The sequence below is a fragment of the uncultured Photobacterium sp. genome (genome assembly GCF_947039875.1).
In the GTDB taxonomy this organism is placed as follows: domain Bacteria; phylum Pseudomonadota; class Gammaproteobacteria; order Enterobacterales; family Vibrionaceae; genus Photobacterium.
The window spans coordinates 1-21,571 of record NZ_CAMRAN010000060.1 but is presented as its reverse complement, the minus strand read 5'-3'; the positions used below and the strand labels follow the sequence as shown (position 1 = coordinate 21,571).

General features: G+C 37.2%; 21 protein-coding genes. 10 read left to right on the top strand and 11 right to left on the bottom strand.

What is annotated here, in order from left to right:
* Positions 1-23: 23 nt before the first annotated feature.
* Positions 24-290, bottom strand: coding sequence for a hypothetical protein (locus tag Q0V26_RS16125; RefSeq protein ID WP_297483733.1), 267 nt, complete (start codon positions 288-290; stop codon positions 24-26).
* A gap of 1,040 nt (positions 291-1,330) precedes the next feature.
* On the opposite strand from Q0V26_RS16125, the gene Q0V26_RS16120 reads away from it, so the two are divergent.
* Both Q0V26_RS16120 and uspE read left to right on the top strand, forming a co-directional pair.
* Complete coding sequence (locus Q0V26_RS16120) at positions 1,331-2,086, top strand: FNR family transcription factor (RefSeq protein ID WP_297483731.1); 756 nt, start codon at positions 1,331-1,333, stop codon at positions 2,084-2,086.
* A gap of 272 nt (positions 2,087-2,358) precedes the next feature.
* Positions 2,359-3,306 carry a universal stress protein UspE gene (gene uspE / locus Q0V26_RS16115; protein WP_297483729.1) on the top strand — a complete coding sequence of 316 codons (948 nt, stop codon included), beginning with the start codon at positions 2,359-2,361 and terminating at the stop codon, positions 3,304-3,306.
* Between the two features lie 53 nt (positions 3,307-3,359).
* Here uspE and Q0V26_RS16110 read toward each other — a convergent pair whose 3' ends face one another.
* Positions 3,360-3,548 (bottom strand): hypothetical protein, encoded by a 189-nt coding sequence (locus Q0V26_RS16110; RefSeq protein ID WP_297483728.1) that lies wholly within the window; start codon positions 3,546-3,548, stop codon positions 3,360-3,362.
* 268 nt (positions 3,549-3,816) lie between these two features.
* Between Q0V26_RS16110 and Q0V26_RS16105 the strand changes: the two genes are divergently transcribed.
* Together Q0V26_RS16105 and Q0V26_RS16100 are read left to right on the top strand one after the other, a co-directional pair.
* Positions 3,817-5,535 (top strand): trypsin-like serine protease, encoded by a 1,719-nt coding sequence (locus tag Q0V26_RS16105; RefSeq protein WP_297483726.1) that lies wholly within the window; start codon positions 3,817-3,819, stop codon positions 5,533-5,535.
* 6 nt (positions 5,536-5,541) lie between these two features.
* Positions 5,542-6,309 carry a hypothetical protein gene (locus tag Q0V26_RS16100; protein WP_297483724.1) on the top strand — a complete coding sequence of 256 codons (768 nt, stop codon included), beginning with the start codon at positions 5,542-5,544 and terminating at the stop codon, positions 6,307-6,309.
* Positions 6,310-6,389: 80 nt separating this feature from the next.
* Here Q0V26_RS16100 and ttcA read toward each other — a convergent pair whose 3' ends face one another.
* Entirely contained in the window at positions 6,390-7,283 is an 894-nt protein-coding gene (ttcA, locus tag Q0V26_RS16095) for a tRNA 2-thiocytidine(32) synthetase TtcA (RefSeq protein ID WP_297483722.1), read from the bottom strand.
* 161 nt (positions 7,284-7,444) lie between these two features.
* A complete protein-coding gene (locus Q0V26_RS16090; protein WP_297483720.1) occupies positions 7,445-8,623 on the bottom strand; it encodes a D-alanyl-D-alanine carboxypeptidase family protein in 1,179 nt (392 codons plus the stop codon).
* Between the two features lie 343 nt (positions 8,624-8,966).
* Between Q0V26_RS16090 and Q0V26_RS16085 the strand changes: the two genes are divergently transcribed.
* Positions 8,967-10,451 carry a carboxypeptidase M32 gene (locus Q0V26_RS16085; protein ID WP_297483718.1) on the top strand — a complete coding sequence of 495 codons (1,485 nt, stop codon included), beginning with the start codon at positions 8,967-8,969 and terminating at the stop codon, positions 10,449-10,451.
* Positions 10,452-10,603: 152 nt separating this feature from the next.
* Positions 10,604-10,846 (top strand): hypothetical protein, encoded by a 243-nt coding sequence (locus tag Q0V26_RS16080; RefSeq protein WP_107275848.1) that lies wholly within the window; start codon positions 10,604-10,606, stop codon positions 10,844-10,846.
* Between the two features lie 90 nt (positions 10,847-10,936).
* Here Q0V26_RS16080 and pepT read toward each other — a convergent pair whose 3' ends face one another.
* Positions 10,937-12,166: a peptidase T gene (gene pepT, locus Q0V26_RS16075; protein WP_297483715.1), complete on the bottom strand. Its 1,230-nt coding sequence runs from the start codon at positions 12,164-12,166 to the stop codon at positions 10,937-10,939.
* A gap of 307 nt (positions 12,167-12,473) precedes the next feature.
* Positions 12,474-13,304 carry a hypothetical protein gene (locus tag Q0V26_RS16070; RefSeq protein WP_297483713.1) on the bottom strand — a complete coding sequence of 277 codons (831 nt, stop codon included), beginning with the start codon at positions 13,302-13,304 and terminating at the stop codon, positions 12,474-12,476.
* Between the two features lie 444 nt (positions 13,305-13,748).
* Between Q0V26_RS16070 and potA the strand changes: the two genes are divergently transcribed.
* From potA to potD, 4 genes are all read left to right on the top strand, one after another.
* Positions 13,749-14,867 carry a spermidine/putrescine ABC transporter ATP-binding protein PotA gene (gene potA, locus Q0V26_RS16065; protein WP_297483711.1) on the top strand — a complete coding sequence of 373 codons (1,119 nt, stop codon included), beginning with the start codon at positions 13,749-13,751 and terminating at the stop codon, positions 14,865-14,867.
* The gene (gene potB / locus Q0V26_RS16060; RefSeq protein WP_297483709.1) at positions 14,851-15,708 is read left to right on the top strand and encodes a spermidine/putrescine ABC transporter permease PotB; all 858 of its coding nucleotides are present in this window, start codon (positions 14,851-14,853) and stop codon (positions 15,706-15,708) included. Before potA ends, potB begins: the two co-directional genes overlap by 17 nt.
* Positions 15,708-16,475 (top strand): spermidine/putrescine ABC transporter permease PotC, encoded by a 768-nt coding sequence (gene potC, locus Q0V26_RS16055; RefSeq protein ID WP_297483707.1) that lies wholly within the window; start codon positions 15,708-15,710, stop codon positions 16,473-16,475. Before potB ends, potC begins: the two co-directional genes overlap by 1 nt.
* 447 nt (positions 16,476-16,922) lie before the next feature.
* Complete coding sequence (gene potD, locus Q0V26_RS16050) at positions 16,923-17,975, top strand: spermidine/putrescine ABC transporter substrate-binding protein PotD (RefSeq protein ID WP_297483705.1); 1,053 nt, start codon at positions 16,923-16,925, stop codon at positions 17,973-17,975.
* Positions 17,976-18,063: 88 nt separating this feature from the next.
* Here the strand turns inward: potD and Q0V26_RS16045 are convergent, their stop codons facing one another.
* The 5 genes from Q0V26_RS16045 to Q0V26_RS16025 form a co-directional block, all read right to left on the bottom strand.
* The gene (locus Q0V26_RS16045) at positions 18,064-18,321 is read right to left on the bottom strand and encodes a hypothetical protein (RefSeq protein WP_297483703.1); all 258 of its coding nucleotides are present in this window, start codon (positions 18,319-18,321) and stop codon (positions 18,064-18,066) included.
* Between the two features lie 177 nt (positions 18,322-18,498).
* Positions 18,499-19,242, bottom strand: a complete 744-nt coding sequence (gene cobB / locus Q0V26_RS16040) for a Sir2 family NAD+-dependent deacetylase (RefSeq protein WP_297483737.1) — start codon at positions 19,240-19,242, stop codon at positions 18,499-18,501.
* 158 nt (positions 19,243-19,400) lie between these two features.
* Positions 19,401-20,408 carry a formate dehydrogenase subunit gamma gene (locus Q0V26_RS16035; RefSeq protein WP_297483735.1) on the bottom strand — a complete coding sequence of 336 codons (1,008 nt, stop codon included), beginning with the start codon at positions 20,406-20,408 and terminating at the stop codon, positions 19,401-19,403.
* Between the two features lie 172 nt (positions 20,409-20,580).
* A complete protein-coding gene (fdh3B, locus tag Q0V26_RS16030) occupies positions 20,581-21,198 on the bottom strand; it encodes a formate dehydrogenase FDH3 subunit beta (RefSeq protein WP_297483701.1) in 618 nt (205 codons plus the stop codon).
* A gap of 11 nt (positions 21,199-21,209) precedes the next feature.
* Positions 21,210-21,571: molybdopterin dinucleotide binding domain-containing protein (locus Q0V26_RS16025; protein WP_297483699.1), on the bottom strand; the 362-nt coding region annotated here is incomplete at its 5' end.

The following is a 21,571-nucleotide window of genomic DNA, read 5'->3' as shown; positions in this document are numbered from 1 at the left end:
AGGTAGCTTAATCGCTGTCTGCTTTACTCTGCCGCGTAGCGGCTTCGTTCAACAAGCAGTTCAAGTGGTGTATCAGCTTGTGGTTCTTTTGATAGTAGCGTTGCTGTTACCTGCTTATTATTAATAATAAATACACAATCTCCAACATTCAAATTACAGGTAGTTGTCTGTGCTTTAGTTGGTATTTTGGGTTGATATGTTACTGTTCTCCAAACAAAAGCGGAGACCAAAATAATCATTAAAACAATAATTTGAATTAATCGTCCTCGTGTTAATTTTTGTGCTGCCATTTTTATTTATTCCTTGAAATGTTACGAAGCTAAAAATACTTTATATGTAATATTAAGTGCTAACCTTATAAGGAGCTAATATTTTTCCTATTTAATTACATGGATATAGCAATAAATGAACTTAGCATAATCAGTCTTATTATATCTTTTATTGGCAGTCGCTGGGCTTGTTGTTCCTTACAGTACTGTTATAGGTATGTCTGAAATTTCGATTGTTTTTGTATCGAATTATTTGATTTTATTAAAATAAATGGCAATTCTTTACACATTAATACCTATTACACTCATTTTTATTTTCCTTGCGAACACTGTTTTTATGGCCATATACAATAATCAATCTTAGAGTTTAGAATATCAAGGCCACAATATTCTTGCCTGATCATTATATGAAAAAGCCTCAATATCCCTCTTAAACTTCGAGACAGCGTAATACTAAATTATCAAATTCTGATCATAACTTAACTTTTATTGCCGTATTACTGATCACTATCGCGGTAACGATCTGAAAGCCTAATAAACCACGATATCATTGGATATATTTACCCTATTCGACTCTGGTAGAACGAGTTCTTACATAGTCGAGGGGATGATTGTTAACCAATTGATTTTAAATAACACCTGTCTATTTAGTGAGACTAAAATAAGGATTATACCTTGGTAAATAGTGATCCAATTGAGTATATAGAGCGTATTCTATAACGTTTTATTTTACCGCTAACTAAAACACTTTTTACCATTCGCGCCACAAAATGAAAGCAATCTCATTTGGCTTTATATATCGGGATGGTTACCTTGTGGTGCACTCTGGTAAGTACCCTGAGCTTATCTGCAGTGCTTACACTTGAAGCTATCGCGGATAAATTAAAATTATTATTGAACAACAATTATTTCAGACGTATTAATTGATTATTTATCATCATTTATGGCCTTCATACTGGTTATATTGCAATCAATTAAATATGGTAAGGTTTTTAACACTCGTAATATTGCTTCATAATATGTTAAAATATTGACCTACATCAAATTGGTTAGATAGGCATATGATTTCAGACAAATTTACCACAAAACGTATCCAATCAGGTGGATGCGCTATTCACTGTCAAGATTGCAGTATTAGCCAGCTATGTATTCCATTCACGTTGAATGAGTCAGAGTTAGATCAACTGGATCAAATAATCGAACGTAAAAAACCAATCCAGAAAAGTCAAGAGCTCTTTAAAGCGGGCGATGAACTGAAATCATTGTATGCTATTCGTTCAGGTACGATCAAAAGCTATACTATTACTGAGCAAGGTGATGAGCAGATCACAGCATTCCATTTAGCCGGTGATTTGGTTGGATTTGATGCCATTAATGAAATGCTGCATCCTAGCTTTGCACAATCACTTGAAACGTCAATGGTTTGTGAAATACCGTTTGAAATTCTCGATGACTTGGCTGGTAAAATGCCAAAACTTCGCCAGCAAATCATGCGCTTGATGAGTAGTGAAATCAAAGGCGATCAAGAAATGATTTTATTGCTGTCTAAGAAAAATGCAGAAGAACGTTTAGCGGCATTTCTTTACAACTTATCATTGCGTTTTTCTCAACGCGGCTTCTCCCCTCGTGAATTCCGTTTAACAATGACGCGTGGTGATATTGGTAATTACCTTGGACTAACGGTTGAAACTATTAGTCGCTTATTGGGTCGTTTCCAAAAGTCTGAAATGTTAAGTGTTAAAGGTAAATATATTACGATTTTAGATCATGATGAACTCGCCAAGCTTGCTGGTGTGAGTAAGAATAACAATTTATAATCTGCTAATACCTATCTAATCTATTTATAAGCAGGTGCTATTCTAGCGCCTGTTTTTATATCTATTATTACTATATAGAACCGTTCATTTATCCCATTTTTGCATTTTATTATTCAAACCACTCCCCATTTGAGTAAGTTTAGAGTACAGTAAATATTATGTTAATTTTTTAATCACTTGATTTGAAAGTGTATCTGATAAATACAACGGTGAATGTGTTTCTTTGTTCTTACTCATTCAGAAAAGAGATTCAGCCGTAGGGAGACATTATTATGCAAAAATATAAAAACATACTTGTTGTCGCTGATCCTGATCGTGAACAACAACCAGCAATATCTCGTGCTATTCATTTAGCGAAGACTTGTGATGATGTGAAAATTATTGTTTTCCTTGCTATTTATGATTTTTCGTATGAAATGACATCAATGCTTTCTTCTGACGAACGTGACGCAATGCGTCGTGGTGTCGTTATGCAGCGTGAAGAATGGCTAAAAGAAATCATACAGCCACACGCTGAGCTTGGTCTTAACATTGAGATCAAAGTCGTATGGCATAACCGCCCTTACGAATCCATTATTGCCGATGTGTTCAGTCAAGATATTGATTTACTAATAAAAGCAACACATGAACATACAAAATTAGGATCTGTTATCTTTACACCAACAGATTGGCATCTATTACGTAAATGTCCTGTTCCTGTTTTATTAGTGAAGGGAGAAAACTGGCCAACAAATGGTAACGTTCTTGCCTGTGTAAATTTATCAGCTGAAGATGAAACTCATGACGATCTTAACGATAAGATCGTAAAAGAAGCCATTGCCTTTTCATCAATTACACATGCAAATGTGAACTTAGTTAACGCCTACCCTGCAACGCCTGTCAATATCACGATTGAATTACCAGAGTTTGATCCGGCATCATATACTGATGCTGTACGTGGTCACCACTTAATGACAATGAAAGCATTACGTCAAAAATATGCCATTGATGAAGAACAAACTTATGTGGTTGAAGGTTTAGCTGAGGATGTAATTCCACTGATTGCCGATGAGATTAAAGCAGAGCTTGTTATTCTAGGTACAACTGGACGTACTGGTTTATCTGCGGTCTTTATTGGTAATACGGCAGAAAATACAATTGATAGTCTAAATTGTGACTTATTGGCTTTAAAACCTGATGGCTATATTAGTCCATTAGCACCAAATTCTATTGATGAATAAATGTTACGCTCTATTTTCATATAGCAATAAACGCCTCAGTTGAGGCGTTTATATTATTTGGGCTCTGCTTCTTTTTGATTGGCAAGCCATTTAGCAAATTTCGTTAAATACCATTCATTTTCTTGTTTTGAACAGTAAGCACGACTTAGCTTTCTATGCTTCCATTCAGCAGCGATTGACACACGTGTTTGATTTGTCGCTCGTTTACCTAGATACGTTTCACAAAGCTGAGTATTAGACATCTGCCGAGCATAGCTATTTACACTGCTTCCTTGTATACCCATCTGTTGAGTTTGATGTGAACTACACCCCACTATTACACAACACAGACCAGTAAGTATAATTAGTCGTGGTTTTATCATTCTTAATCTTAAGATGTTAATTTTTCTAATCATATCAACAATTTCAATAAATAAAAATAACCACGACAATTTCTGCCATAGCAAATATGCTTAGTTAATAAATATTGACTAAACTATAATGATTAGTTAGTAATATAAGTAGTTTCGTATGCTGAAATTTCATAAAACTGTAGCATTATTTATCTATTTATTCTCTGCAAACGTATATTCTATAGGTATTAATGATAGTAAATATATTGAATTAGGTGGTAGTTTAGACCCTGCATTAGTTAATAACGTTAGCGCTAAATTACATTCACAAGCAAATAAACCAAAATATAATCATGTCGGATTAGTGCTTGGACGTGGTTATTGTTCAGGTACTTGGCTTGGTAGCGATCAACAATATAGCTATATATTAACGGCAGCCCATTGTTTACAAGGATATGAAAATAATCAGCATCAAGGCCAATATGTCAGTTTTAAATTGCATGATGGTACAGTAATTAGTTCAGGGCAATCAACTAACTACTTTAATCAATATACCGGCTGTAGTTCTGATATTGCAGTTGCAAAAATACCTAAAGTTAGCGATCCATTAGACAGCAATGGCGATGTAATTAAACAACCCTATATTGACAACCATTTTAATAAGGATCTCTTGTTAGATTCAATCGAATTAACAGGGTTTGGTATTTTTGGATCTCGTTCATTAGGTCAATTGGACTGGTTAAATAAACGTAATGGTATAGGTCAATTACGTTTTGTTTATAAAGACTGCCTAATTAATCGTGCTATTGAAAATACACCGGCATGGGCATTTGCTTCACCTGGTGATAGTGGCTCTGCAATTTGGCAACAACGAAATGGTGCCGATGTTGCTGTGGGTATTTCATCATGGTGGTTTGGATGGCAATACGGTTATTCCGGTCATGCTCCTATCGCCCTAAATAGTCAGTGGTTAAAATCTATTGTTCCAATGTTAAAAACAGTAGATGATATTCCAACTAAAATTAATGAAGAACCCGTTTTTGTATTAACCGAAAAAAATATACTTGAGACAGAGCCATTAGAAAAAGATCTAAGAGGTTCTATTTATTATGTCAAAGGAAGCAATATTGTTAATGGCCCTAGTCGTTATATATGGCGCTATCCTCATAAAACAACGTTATTTTCAACACATCTTATTCACCAACAAACGGACACGACATACCTTGTTTGGTTACAAGGCCAACGTAAGACGCATTGTGGTTGGGGGAAAGTTAATAACAGTGCTTGGTGTTATCCCGCTCCTAACCTTGGTCAATTAAAATTACAATTTAGCCAAAAGGATAATCCTGACTTACCTATTGGTCGTTATGGAGGAGAGTTTACTTTTCAGGTTAAAAGCCTTTATGACCGTAACTACAATGAAAGTATTGCCATTAGTGCCGATATAACTGTTTCTGAAGCATTACCCTTTGATGGAACCGTTACAGTAGAGTCTCCCTTTATTGGTGAGCGTTATGAAAGTTCGATGCGTGGCACCGTATATTACCTTTCACCCAATAAAAAAGGCACGAATCGTCCTCGTTGGAGCCGATATGCAGGCACTTATAGCCAATTATTAGTAGAGGTAAAGAACACCCAAACAAGTGCTATTCAGACAGTAACTTTACGTGGTGAGCGTTATCTGGGTTGTGGTTGGTCAATAATGAATAATGCCGCTTATTGTCGTAAAACTGGCCCAATTTATGGTGAGTTACGTGTTAGTTTTATTGCTGAAGATAACCTAAATTTAGAGATAGGTGAATATAAAGGCAGCTTGCCTATTACCGTCAGAGGATTACATAATCGTAAATTCAAGCAAGATCTTCGTCTTAATGTTCACCTAAATATCACGGAGTAACTGATTATGTATAAAGATCTGTGTAAGTATTATCGCTACTTTATGCTTATATTTGTGATCGGTATCAGTGCCTATTATGCTCATCATCACTGGCAACAATCTTCCCTTTCGTTAGATATGGTAGTTGTTGAGCCTGTGGTGGTTGCTTCAAATACAATTAAGCATGATATAGTTCCTATGCCAGAAAATTTCGATGTATTAATTGCAGAGGATAAAGAAATAGTTGTAGAGCAGCAAGAATTGTTAGCGCTTCAACCTCATCATTATGATGAAGAAATCCCGGTGATAAATGGCCGCAATTCACCTACCATTAATGAAAATATCAATTTATTAATTGGGAGTGATTTATGGGTGTATAAGCCCTATCTAAAAGAAGATATTGAACGAGAACAGCAATTATCTTTACCCAATGATACAACAGCCATGCAAGTAGATGATGCAGTATTGAATCAATTAGTACTTGGTGACAGTTTAATGTTGTCACTACCAAATAAAGGTACGCAACAAGTGATTATTGCCTCAATTCAGAGAGAGAAAAACGATGTAACTATATGGGAATTACAAAATTCTCAACGTCAAAATATTGGTAAGATCACTCAAATAAAAGAGATAAAAGAAGGCAGTTTTATTACAGATGATAAACAAGAATACCATCTAAGAACGGTAAGGAATAAAGGCTGGATAGCCAGTAAAAAACAATTAATTAAGAATAATAATCAATCGGTTACAAATAATAAAAAACCGTTTATAGACCAATATTTAAACATGAAATAATATGATAAGCACCATAATAAAACGGCACCGACTCAATGAAGAGTAAGGTGCCGTTTTTACTCATTTTTTACTAACTGTAATCAAACGTTAGTAACATCAATGAACATACTTTCATCAATATTTGTTGATGATACTTTTGCTTCAGTGAAAGCATACTCAGCCCTCTCACCTTCACGATCTAATGGTAGATTAACAAAATCAAATAAATTCTTATCAGCTAATTGGCTTGGGCTGATATTTTGAATTGATTTGAAAATCGCATCAACACGACCAGAGGTCTTTTTATCCCAGTCAATCAACATCGCTTTAATACTTTGACGTTGTAAATTCTCTTGTGAACCACAAAGATTACAAGGAATGATTGGGAATTGCTTATATTCAGCGTATTTGATCAGGTCTTTTTCACGACAGTATGTCAATGGACGAATAACAACGTTACGACCATCGTCAGAGCGCAATTTAGGCGGCATTGCTTTTAAACGAGAACCATGGAACATATTTAAGAATAATGTTTCGACGATATCATCTAAATGGTGCCCTAGTGCAATTTTAGTCGCGCCAATCGTTTCAGCAAAAGAGTACAGCGTGCCACGACGTAAGCGAGAGCATAATCCACACGTTGTCTTACCTTCTTCTACTTTTTCCTTAACAACAGAATATGTATCTTTATCGACAATGTAGTAAGGAATATTTAGGCTTTGGAAATACTCTGGCAAAATATGCTCAGGAAAGCCAGGTTGCTTTTGATCAAGGTTAACCGCGACAACGTCAAACTTAATTGGCGCTGCTTTTTGTAAATTAAGCAGAATATCCAGCATCGCAAATGAATCTTTGCCACCACTAATACATGCCATTACCACATCACCTTCTTCGATCATGTTGTAATCAATAATGGCATTACCCATATTGCGGCGAAGACGTTTTTGCAGTTTGTTATATTCAAGTGTTTCTTTACGGTTATCTGTCTGATTCATTACTACTTCTCGAACTACCGACAACATCGATAGTAGAATTGCGGGATAAGAATTTATAGGGCATGAATTATACGTATTTTATTGTTGGCTGGAAATAGCTATCCACAATAAAAAGCCCAGCACATAATGGCTGGGCTTGTTTAATCAAAATGATCGAAGGATTACTTAAAAAAACCCATCACAAATTTCTTCACTTGGTCAATTAAACGACTAAAGAAACTTCCTTCATCAACAGCTTCTAACGCCACAAGTGGTTGTGTACCGACTTGTTTATCATTAACTGAGTAAATGATCTCACCCACTTGTTGCCCCTTAGCGATTGGAGCCTCAAGTTCATTATTTAGCTCAACACTTGCCGTTAGTTTTTTAGTATCATTACGTGACAGCGTAACATAACTTGTTTTATCAACACCTAATCTAACTTGGTCTTTATCACCAAACCATACACGCTCAGTAATGATTTCATCACCTGCTTTATGTGGCGTTATTGTTTCAAAAAAACGGAAACCGTAATTTAACAATTGCTTACTTTCAAGCTCGCGTGTTTTGGTACTTTTTGTACCCATAACAACTGCAATTAAACGCATACCGCCTTCTGTCGCTGAACTGGTTAAGCTATAACCTGCGCCACTGGTGTAACCTGTCTTCATACCATCAACGTTCATGCTTGGATCATAAAGTAAGCCATTACGGTTACGTTGAGTAATATTATTATAAGTAAATGATTTTTCACTATAAAGCGGGTAAATATTTGGTAAGTCACGAATAAGTGCCTGACCTAACAAGGCAATATCATAAGGAGTAGTATATAGCTCGTTATTATCTAAGCCATGTGGGTTAGCAAAGTTAGAGTTATTCATCCCTAACTTTTTCGCCCATGAATTCATTAAACTCACAAAGGATTGCTCAGATCCCGCTACGTGTTCTGCAATCGCAACACTTGCATCATTACCTGATTGAATAATCAAGCCTCGAAACAAGTCCATCAGAGGAACTTCACTACCCACTTCAATAAACATTTTTGACGAATCGGGGAAATTTCTTGCCCAAGCATTACGACTAATGAGAACAAGATCTTTCTCATTAATATTACCTTGCTTCATTTCTTGACCGGCAACATAGCTTGTCATTAATTTGGTCAAGCTCGCTGGGTTTAACTTTTCGTTTGCATCCTTCTCTACTAAGACTTTACCTGTATTGTAATCCATCAATACATAGCCTTTTGCACTTAATGTTGGCGCATCAGGTAAGACCGTTGGCATTGCTGCAAACGCTGAAAATGATAAAGAGTAAAGCGCAGTAGCACCAACAAGAGACAAAAAACGAGTAGTTTTTTCCATGTGAGGCAAATTCCTTTAAAAAACAATAAAATCAAGCTACATAGCTATTAAGGACTTGCAGAAACTTAATAGGTATTGAGATTGGTTGCCAGTATATCGAAAAAATATAATAAAACAGATATTAGTAACATTGTCTTACCAATTCCTATCACTGATTACATTTATAACGTTAATTGCTTTAAATATAAATCATTACGTGCAATTAACTACTGCTTATTTGACTTTAAATTAATAAATACTGTTGTGTTCGCATTTTTATTGCAGCACTAACAGAGAATCCCTATTAAATAGTCAAAGGTTAGGTTAAATTTATTCTATTGCTGTTTATCAATTAGGAACAAGTATGAATAATTACAATAAATTAGAACGTCATGCTAAAAAGCTGTCTCGACTTGGGCATCTCAGTGCTATTTGTGGTTGGGATCAAGCGGCAATGATGCCTAATGGTGGTGCGCAAGCACGTTCAGAAGCAATGGCTGAGCTCGCCGTTATTTCACATGAACTGGCCACCGCTCCTTACTTAGAAAATTGGTTTGTAGAAGCAGAAAAAGAACATCTTACCACCGAACAGCGTGTCAGCCTTGTAGCTCTTAAACGTCATTGGATGATGCATAATATTTTACCTGCAGATCTCGTTGAGCTGCAGTCACTCGCAGGTTCTCAATGCGAGCATGCTTGGCGCTCACAACGTAAAGAAAATGACTGGGAAGGCTTTAAAACTAACTTAAAGCCAGTGGTTGAATTAGCGCGCCAAGAGGCAGCTATTCGCTCACAAGCAACAGGGTTAAGTCGTTATGATGCCCTTCTGGATATTTATGAGCCAGGAATGACATCTGCAGTACTCGACAGTATTTTTGCTGAAGTAAAATCATGGTTACCTCAACTTATTCAACAAGTCGAAGCCAAACAAGCGGCAGAAGAAACATTACCGCTATCTGCACCATTTGCTATCGAGAAACAGCAAGCACTAAGTCTTGATGCAATGGCTTTATTGGGCTTTGATTTTGACCACGGACGACTAGATATCAGTACTCACCCATTTTGTGGTGGCGTACCAACGGATGTTCGTATTACAACCCGCTATGATGAAAATGATTTCACTTCTGCATTGATGGGCGTCATTCATGAAACCGGCCATGCACGTTATGAGCAAGGCTTACCACAACAATGGCGTGATCTTCCTGTCGGTGAAGCACGTTCAATGGGCATTCATGAATCACAAAGCTTATTTTGTGAAATGCAATTAGCGCGTAGTCCGGCATTTAGCTGTTTATTAGCCCCAATGGTACAAAAGTCGTTTAATTCAGCAGAAGCATCATTATCTGCTGAGAACCTTCGCCTGATTAATACACGCGTTAAACCAGGGTTTATTCGCGTTGATGCAGATGAAGTGACTTATCCTGCACATGTTATCTTACGTTATGAAATTGAACGTGACTTAATTGAAGGTAAAATTGAAGTGGATGATATTCCAACGATTTGGGACCAAAAAATGACCCAATATCTTGGTATTTCAACGCAAGGTAACTTCACTAATGGTTGTATGCAAGATATTCATTGGACTGACGGTAGTTTTGGCTATTTTCCAAGTTATACCCTAGGTGCAATGTATGCTGCACAATTCATGGCAACCATCAATAAAAAAATCAATGTTGAACAGCTTGTCGCTCAACGTAACCTAACGCCAATCTTTGAATGGTTACATGACAATATTTGGAATAAAGGCTCAACGTTATCAACCGATGAACTGGTAGAGCAAGCAACTGGGGAAACACTAAACCCTGAGTATTTTAGACAACATTTAATACAGCGTTACTTAAATAACTAGTCACTGCTTTTTATGAACTTCTAACAAAAAAGTAATTATTTTATTAAGTTGTAATATTTAGCAAGATAATATCGGTTAGATCACAGTTTAATCAGCATTGTTTTTTATACTCATTATCAATAAAGATAACGAGTATCATTAAGGGTTTAATAATGACTTATAAAGCAGCAGATCTCAATTACCATGGCGAAAATTGTGGTGTGCATAACTGGATCACAGATGGCGGCCAATCATTCTACTGGCATCCTGATTGGTTACACATTGCGGAAGATGAAACAGGCCTTCACAGTCGACATGAAATTGAAGTTGAAAAAGGTGGAGAAATCACTAAAGGTCATGCTGTTCATGCGATTTTGAAGCGTTTAAATGAAATGTTAAGCAACGATCACGCTTAAATTACACACTAGAAATTATTAATGTTTCATAAAAAAGCCACTATCAGCATTGATGATAGTGGCTTTTCTTTTATCTATTAATTAGCAGAATTAAGCGTATCGATTCGCTGTATTCTCAGCAACTTTTACAATAACTTTAACTGCAAGTTCCATACCTTCAACAGTGATAAATTCATGAATACCGTGGAAATTATAACCGCCAGTAAAGATATTAGGACAAGGTAAACCCATAAATGATAGTCGAGCACCATCAGTGCCACCACGAATAGGTTTTATTTCCGGCTTAACATCACAATCCAGCATCGCTTGCTGAGCAATATCAATGATATGTGGGAAAGGTTCCACCATTTCACGCATATTATAGTAAGAGTCCGTTAAGATCAGTTCTACTCGACCCTGTGTCAACTTGCTGTTCAGCTCGTCTACTTTTTGTTGTATGAAGGCTTTACGCTTCTCTTGACCATCACGATCAAAATCACGAATGATATAACCCAATTCAGTACGAGCAACAGATGCTTCCATTGATTTAAGGTGGTAAAAACCTTGATAGCCATCAGTGCATTCTGGCGTTTCATCAGCAGGCATCATTAATTGAAATTGTGCTGCAATGTTCATGGAATTAACCATTTTATTTTTTGCAGTGCCTGGATGAACGTTGACACCATGACAAATAACATCTGCAGAAGTTGCATTGAAATTTTCATATTCCAACTCACCAATTGGGCCACCATCGATAGTATAAGCCCACTGTGCACCAAACTTTTCAACATCAAATAAGTTTGCGCCACGACCGATTTCTTCATCCGGTGTAAAACCAATACAAATATCGCCATGCTTAATTTTAGGATTGGCAATAAGATAAGCGATAGCTGTCATGATCTCAGCAACCCCCGCCTTATTATCAGCACCAAGCAGCGTTGTACCATCTGTCGTAATTATATTGTGACCGTGTAACTTATTCAAATCTGGGTATTGAAATGGAGAAAGGATTTCATCCCCTATTCCTAATGCAATATCGCCACCACGGTAGCTCTCAACAAGCTGTGGGCGAACATTTTTACCTGAAGCATCAGGTGCGGTATCCATATGAGCAATAAAACCAATTGCAGGAATATCACCTTCCATATTTGCAGGTAATCGTGCGGTAAGGTAGCCATTGTTATCTAGAGCAACATCACTAAGCCCTAACTCAACCATTTCTGATTGAAGAGCTTCAGCTAAAACACGTTGCCCAACTGTACTAGGGCAAGAAGAAACTGCATCGTTAGATTGAGTGTCAAAACTTACATATCGTAAAAAACGTTCTATTAACTTATCCATAAAGTCGCCTTTCTTGCTTGAGCTGACAGCTTACTACTGCCCTTATGTATTATTGGCTACATTATGGTTATATGAAAATAAATGACATTGAGATACATCATCATTAAGGCTTTTTTTTGTAAAATGAGGCCCATTTTTAAATGAACATTTAATTAAACAGCATGAATTATTTGAAATTAAGTATTATTGATGAATTTAAAAAGTGCGTTATTTTTAATAGCAAACGTATGAAGTTATAGTGCGTTAGGTTGTAGATCTAAAAAAAAGCTCCTATATAAAGGAGCTCTTTGTAGCTATCTTAATAGTATTACGCATTAAATGTATCATTGTTAAGCGGCTCACTGACATTATCATCATCAGATTTTGGCTTATTACTATCATTTGGATTAGATACAGAGGTCACCTGCAATGTAATACCAAACATATTACGATAGATAATTGCTTTCACATTAAAGAAAAATGGCAATGTCCAAATTAAGCCAATACCTGCAGTGACAAGTGACATGAAAAAGAAGATCATTACGATCAAGTAAATTGCCGTCATTGGCATCACTTTACGCACCGTTGCCATAAAGGAATATTGAATAGCTTTAATCGGTGTAACACGCTTCTCACACACAAGCAAAATAGCCATGCTTAGCGCCATTGTTAAAAATCCCCCGACTAAAGGGAAAATGCTGCTACCAATCCCCTGAATAGAAGAAATTAATAATATTGTAATAATCGATACAAGTGTAAACGAAAATCCTTTAACGATTTGACTTGGTTTTGTTGGCAACCCTACTGAATGATTAAGCGCCATTAAACTGACCCCAACATATAACGGAGCAATCAAAACATCAGACCAAAAGTTAGCCATAAAGCCCGCTTTTAGAATATCAGGGGTAAACCCCTTCCCCGTTATAAAAGCGTCAAAAAACACATTCGGATTACCTAACTGAACTTTTAAGCCTAATAACAATAATGCGATTTGTGCAATAAACAAACAAATAACAGCGGGTAAAAACTTAGTGAAATTCTTTGTTGTAATTTTGAACGCTTCTTGAAGAACAGCTATCGGTTGTAGATCAACATCGCCCTTCATTGCTTTTTCAATTGAACCGCCAACGTGAAAACTTTTTTTAGTTGTCTCTTTCATACTCATATCATCATTATTTAGGTATTTGTATTGTACGTCACTCATCATGGTACAAAAACACTATTCACGTAAAAATTTATTTCAAAACCATGTAACCGCCTAAAAAACAGACAATAAATTACTTGCTAAAGGTGATAACTACCGCTTTTTTATACTTTATTCTACATGCCACGACTACTATTGAACGTAAGTAAAAAATTTTTGAGCTTAAAAATAAAATATTTAACTACGCCTTTAATCGTAATTTATTTTTTCAGTATTGTTTGTAATCGCGGCCGTATTGCAATGATTCAACGTGCTATCATTAAAGTAAGCTGCGCCTAATCTATAAATTTAGTGAGAAAATGCTTTAAATTGAAAGACTACAGGTCTATTATGCGCCCCTAATTTTAGCCAAAATATTGGGGCTTAACCAATCAGTCCCAAGGTGGAGATAACGTAGAATTGAACGTTGCAAAAACATCTAAGAAACCTGTAATTCAGCTGAAGGGTCTTAGCAAAAGCTTTGACGGTAAGCAAATCATTACAGGTTTGGATCTAGACGTAAACGATGGTGAGTTTTTAACCATTTTAGGTCCATCAGGCTGTGGGAAAACCACAGTACTTCGTCTTATTGCTGGCTTTGAAACTGCCGATAACGGTCAGATTACCATTGCCAATAAAGATGTTACTGACATTCCAGCTGAACAGCGTCTCGTTAATACGGTGTTTCAGAGTTATGCACTGTTTCCACATATGACAGTGTTTGAGAACGTCGCGTTTGGTTTACGCATGCAAAAAGTGCCACCGAGTGAAATTGAACCTCGAGTTATGGAAGCATTGCGTATGGTGCAACTTGATAAATTTGCCCCTCGTAAACCACATCAATTGTCCGGTGGCCAGCAACAACGTGTTGCGATTGCCCGTGCAGTTGTTAATAAGCCAAAAGTTCTTTTGCTTGATGAATCACTTTCTGCTCTTGATTACAAATTACGTAAACAAATGCAGCTTGAATTGAAACAGCTTCAGCGGAAACTTGGCATTACTTTTATTTTCGTAACTCACGATCAAGAAGAAGCACTATCAATGTCTGACCGAATTATCGTTATGCGCGATGGTTGTGTTGAACAAGATGGTAGCCCTCGTGAAATTTACGAAGAGCCGACGAACCTCTTTGTTGCCCACTTTATCGGCGAAATCAACGTATTTGATGCCATTGTTAAAGAACGTTTAGACAGTAAACGTATCATGGCAGATGTTGAAGGTCGTCACTCTTTAATCCACTGTGAGCTTGATGTTGCTATTGGCGACAAAGTGAAAGTGCTATTACGCCCAGAAGATATCCGTATTGAAGAAATTCATAATGGTGAACAAGCGACGGGTATTTTAGGTAAGGTTAAAGAGCGTACTTATAAAGGTATGACGCTTGATTCTGTGGTACAGCTAGATTCAGGAAAATCGGTAATGGTTAGTGAGTTCTTCAATGAAGATGATCCTGACGTAGACCACTCTCTTGATCAGAAAGTTGCCATTACTTGGGTTGAAAGTTGGGAAGTGGTGCTAGCAGATGAGCAAGAAGTTTAATCTCCAAAACATCATCATAACGATTGTTGTAAGTTGGTTGCTGCTATTTGTATTTGTACCAAACCTTATGATTATCGGCACGAGTTTTTTAACCCGTGATGATGCAAACCTGATCAAAATGGTGTTCACATTAGATAATTATGAACGCCTTTTCGATCCAATGTATGCAAAAGTGCTTTTGCATTCATTTAATATGGCAATTACAGCAACGCTATTATGTTTGCTGATCGGCTACCCTTTTGCGTACGCCATAGCTAAAATGCCTGAAAAATGGCGACCATTTATGCTCTTTATGGTCATAGTACCTTTTTGGACTAACTCATTAATACGCACATATGGCTTAAAGTTGATGCTCGGTACACGCGGTATTTTAAATAATACGCTAATGTACTTAGATATTATTGATAAGCCTATTCGTATTATGTACACCGAGTACGCTGTAATGATTGGCTTAGTTTATATACTATTGCCGTTTATGGTACTGCCTTTGTACTCCGCGATTGAAAAGCTTGATAATAACTATATTGAAGCCGCTCGCGATTTAGGTGCTAATAAAGTTCAAACATTTATTAAAGTTATTTTCCCATTAACAATGCCAGGTATTATCGCTGGCTGTTTATTGGTACTACTTCCAGCATTAGGTATGTTTTATGTATCTGATTTACTTGGTGGTGCTAAGAACTTGTTAATTGGTAACGTGATTAAGAGTCAGGTACTCAACGCTCGTGACTGGCCATTTGGCTCTGCAACCAGTATTGCACTGACGTTAGCAATGGCAATTATGTTATATGCCTACTATCGAGCAGGAAAATTACTGAATAAAAAAGTGGAGCTTGAATAATGGGTCGTTTTTTTAAATTCAGCTTTATGTCTGTGGTGTATACTTTTTTGTATGCCCCGATTATCATCCTGATCATTAACTCATTTAATGCCAGTAAGTTTGGTATGAAATGGGGCGGATTTACCACCAAGTGGTATGAAGACCTACTCAATAATGATAGCTTAATGCAAGCTGCCAGCCACTCGATTACGATTGCGGTTATTTCAGCAACTGCGGCATCGTTAATTGGTAGCTTAACGGCTGTAGCCCTGTTCCGTTATAATTTCAAGGGCAAGAAGTTTGTATCAGGCATGCTATTTTTAGTTATGATGTCACCTGATATTGTAATGGCAATTTCGTTACTGGCTTTGTTCCTATTACTTGGCGCAAACCTTGGTTTCTTAACGTTATTACTATCACATATTACTTTTTGTCTACCGTTTGTTGTCGTAACTGTTTACAGTCGATTAAAAGGCTTTGATGTAAAAATGCTTGAAGCTGCCCGTGACTTAGGCGCGAGTGAATGGGTGATTTTAAAACAAATTATCCTACCACTAGCTAAGCCCGCAGTTGCTGCTGGTTGGTTATTAAGCTTTACATTATCACTTGATGACGTAATTGTGAGTTCGTTCGTTACAGGTCCTAGTTATGAAATTCTACCTTTAAAGATTTACTCGATGGTTAAAGTCGGTATTTCACCAGAGGTCAATGCATTAGCAACTATCATGCTGATTATTTCACTGTTCCTTGTGATTTGTTCGCAATTACTTGCAAGAGAAAAGAAATAGCATCACGACTTTTAGCAAAATCAAATGGCTAACTTAAATAAGTTAGCCATTTTTTTATCTGTGGTTTTATCACACCATGTAAGCTTTTAATGTCCATCAACACTTCAATCCCTCTTCAATAGCGCTCATTACACAACTAACCTCACAATGACCACTCAGGTTCTATTTTCAGTTTTAATGAAGCGTAACATTGATTTGTATAACAATATTATCTAAACGTTAACAATCTGTTATTAATCAATACCCTGAGAATAAATATCTTATCGAAGTGCTCATATTTGTAATGGTGGTATGATTTTATCTGCTATACTAGCAACGTTTATCAATTCATATTTGTTTAAAAAACATCTTTATTTAAGTGTCTATAAGCAACACAAAATTAGGAGAGGCGGTTAAAAGCCGCAAGAGAACACTCTCGATATCCTGTTTAGTTAGGAGCTAACAACAATGAAAAAATGGTCTTTATTGATGGCCGGTACAGTTTGTGCTATGTCAATGTACTCAAACATTGCCACTGCCGCAGATTCAAAGAGTAATGAATTATACTTTTACAACTGGTCTGAATATATTCCAAATGATGTATTAGAACAGTTCACAAAAGAAACCGGTATTAAAGTAATTTATTCGACTTACGAGTCGAATGAGACCATGTACGCTAAATTAAAAACTTATGATAAAGGCTACGATTTAATTGTTCCTTCAACTTACTACGTTTCTAAAATGAGTAAAGAGGGCATGCTTCAGAAAATCGATAAATCAAAAATTCCTAATTTTGCAGGTATCGATAAAAACTATTTAGATAAGCCTTTTGATCCTAACAATGATTACTCTATCCCTTACATTTGGGGTGCGACAGGTATCGGTGTAAATACTGATGTCATCGATAAGTCAAAAATCACTAGCTGGGCTGATTTATGGGACCCTAAATGGCAGGGTCAGCTAATGATGATGGATGATGCACGTGAAGTGTTCCACATTGCATTACGTAAACTAGGCTACTCTGCTAACACTCAAGATCCTAAGCAAATTAAAGCGGCTTATGAAGAGCTTAAAAAACTGATGCCTAACGTATTAGTCTTTAACTCTGACTTCCCTGCTAACCCTTACATGGCTGGTGAGACATCACTAGGTATGTTGTGGAATGGTTCTGCCTACATGGCGCGTAAAGAAGGTGCTCCTATTGACATCGTATGGCCCAAAGAAGGTGCAATCTTCTGGATGGACAGCTTAGCAATTCCAGTTAATGCGAAGCACGTTGATAATGCATACAAGATGATCAATTTCTTACTTCGCCCTGATATTGCAGCAAAAATTGCACTACAAATTGGTTACCCAACACCCGTTGCAGCAGCTAAGAAATTGTTGCCTGCTGATTTTGTTAACGATCCAAGCATCTACCCACCACAATCAGTGATGGATGCGGGAGAATGGCAGAACAGCGTAGGTCCAGCAAGTGAACTATATGAAGAATATTACCAAAAGCTAAAAGCTGGTGAGTAATAATTATCGTTAGAAAGTAAAAAAGCCGAGCTTTAAAGCTCGGCTTTTTTATACACAAGATAAGTACTCTATTTAATGATAATAAATATCACAATTTAACCGTCAGAATACTCACCTCTTTACTAATAGGATTAACTTCAAACTGATCACTTATTTTAATCGACTCAACTTGAGGTAATCCCCATGCTTCATAATTCACAACGTTCCCATCAGTACTAATATTAATAGGAACACCGCTTAATACACGTCCACTCCATGAAACCGATGAAACCGATGCAGCAAATGCCATCGAACTAAAAATAGAAACTACTACTAATACAACATTACGTGCCTGTTTAATATTCATAAATATAATTTCCAGTATGTTATTTATACTAATAGTAGTATTGGCATACTGAAAAGTAAGTAAAAAAATATGCTAATAAGCAATTAATTGCTCTGAATCAAAAAAATATAATATCGCATATAGAATTAGCATCTTTATATATAGAATAAATCACATGCTAACACCAAATTTATAATGTTAGTTAACGATATTTCCCATGAATTCAGGTACTACTTCGGATGCTTTACCATAATGTTTCTCTTCAAATTCATTTTCAACATTACTTGGTTCTAAATTAAGCTCTACTGTATGAGCGCCTTGTAGTGTAGCCTCATGGACAAAACCTGCTGCCGGATATACATTGCCAGAGGTGCCGATAGCAATGAATAAATCAGCTTTCACAATCGCGTCATGGATTTTATCCATACCAATTGGCATTTCCCCAAACCATACAATATCAGGTCGTAGGGGGGCTGGAATTTGACAACAATGACAATGATCACTCGTATGCAGATCGCCTTGCCATTCCACTGTCTGTCCTGATTCACAACAACGTGCTTTTAATAGCTCACCATGCATATGAATCACATTATGGCTACCTGCCCGCTCATGAAGATTATCGATATTTTGCGTCACAATCGTTACTGTGCCATCTAATTCAGCTTCTAGCTTTGCTAATGCATAATGAGCAGTGTTAGGGGCAACAGATCCATTCTCTATCTGCGCTCGACGAGCATTATAAAACGCTTGTACTAACTCTGGATCGCGCTGATAGCCTTCAGGAGTCGCAACATCTTCAACTCGATGTTCTTCCCACAATCCATCTGCTGCACGAAAGGTACGTATCCCTGATTCAGCAGAGATACCCGCCCCCGTTAATACGACAATATTTTTGTAAGGAAATAACATAGCAACATCCCTATGGTGATAATAATGGTTAATCTTTATATTATATTTATACCACTGATTTTATATGGATTAACGGTGTTTTTTATTAGACGTTAGTCTTAGAGTTCATGTATTGCCATTCATCCTAAATTATGCTCATAAAAAAAGCCGATACAGTTGACTGTATCGGCCTTCATTTTGATGCTTAATCGTTAACTATCTAGCGATGGTTTTGATTTTCCTGCATCCTGTTTTTCAGATTCATAACCTGGTTGATTCTCAGGTAAATCTTTTACTTCATCAAACCACAAGTTATGGTGCTCACGTGCCCATGTTTCATCAACATCGCCAGTCACCATGCCATCTAAACCCGCTTCCATGCCAAATAAACCAATATAAATATGGAATATAAAACCACAGATTAGAATCAGTGCCGATAACATATGAAGTAAATTTGATAGCTCCATATCACGACGGGTTTGATCAAAAATAGGGAAATCTAACACAAAACCACTGGCCGCAATCGAGAAACCAAATACGATCAATAGCCAAAAGATAACTTTCTCACCACCGTTAGAGAACCCTGCAGATGGATGTGATCCTTTATGTTTACCCACCATGCCGCCCATCTTTTTAAACCACTCAAGATCGACTTTATTAAAGGTACTTTTACGCCACCATTTAACCAAGACAGCAAGTAATAGGATCGCAAAAATAGGTCCCATGTAGTTATGGTATTGCTTGGCGGCAAGAATAACCCATCCCCAAATTTCGGTAGGCACAATAGGCTTAATAAAATGTTTACCATAAACTAACGTTAAGCCACTGAACCCTAATGTAAGGAAGGTGAAAGCCATGCTCCAGTGCAATGCACGATCAATACGGCTCCAGCGTTTGATTTTACGGCCCGTTTTAGGCTTACTTAGCTTTAGTGGTCCAATAACCACATAAGCAAGTGTTACCATCACCAGACTACCAAAAATCGCTAAAGCACCTAATGGTGACATCCACTTTTCTTTAAGGATATACCACGTTTGTCCTGGCACACTGATTAGCACATCATGCTCAGGCCAACCTGATGTGGTGTAACCTTTCTCGCCATCTTTTACCATTCGCCAGTAATCAGCTCCAGCAAAGCCAATTACTTCTTTTTTAACTACGGCTTCACCTGTGGTCGTTGTATCACTACCACTTGCCATCGTGGATACTGAAAACACCATCATTAAAGCGGTAACTATGATAGTTAACCAGCGTTGAATTCGCTTAGTCATTAAAGCTCCTATCCACTTTAAAAAGCAGATTAATTGGCACACCTATCACAACGGTGGGCCTAACTATTACACGCATCGATAAATGGACTTAACATACCTCATTAAATCCATTTAAATATGATTAAGCTTTACGTACTTTACTTGCGTCGTAAGCTAAATCATCAATGCTTGCCCAACCCGCATCTTTTGCGCCACGAGCCACAACACGCTTGCTGAAAATTTCAGAGATTTTTTCAGCATCACCAGCAAGTAATGATTTAGTCGAACACATCGAAGCACACATTGGTAACTTCCCTTCTGCAATACGATTTGCGCCATAAAGCAGACGTTCTTTTTCAGAACCCGGTTCAGTATTTGGGCCGCCAGAACAATAAGTACACTTATCCATTTTACCACGCTCAGCAAACGCATCTTGCTTAGGAAATTGTGGCGCACCAAATGGACAAGCAAATAAGCAATAACCACAGCCGATACATAAATCTTTATCGTGCTGTACAATGCCGTCTTCTGTTTGGCTAAAGCAATCAGCAGGACATACCGCCATACAAGGCGCATCACTACAGTGCATACAAGCAACAGAGATTGATGTTTCGCCAGGAAGACCATCGTTTAAGGTTACAACGCGACGACGCTGAATACCCCAACCAACCGCTTCTGAATTGGCATTTTTACAAGCTGTTACACAACCATTGCACTCAATACAACGCTTAGAGTCACAAAGAAATTTCATACGTGCCATCAGGTGACTCCTTACGCTTTAGTGATTTTACACAAAGTAACTTTGGTTTCTTGCATTTGGGTAACAGGATCATAACCATACGTTGTTGCCGTATTGGCTGCTTCACCTGAAACATAAGGCGCACAACCTTCAGGGTAATGCTCACGTAGACTCACACCTTCAAATTCACCACCAAAGTGGAACGGTAAGAAAGCCAGACCTTCACGAACACGTGGCGTTACCATCGCTTTCACTTTAATTCGGCCTTTTTCTGCACCTTCTACCCACACCATCTCACCATCTTTAATGCCAATATCGTTAGCATCTTTGAGGTTAATCTCAACAAACATTTCTTTTTGAAGTTCAGCTAACCATGGGTTTGAACGTGTTTCTT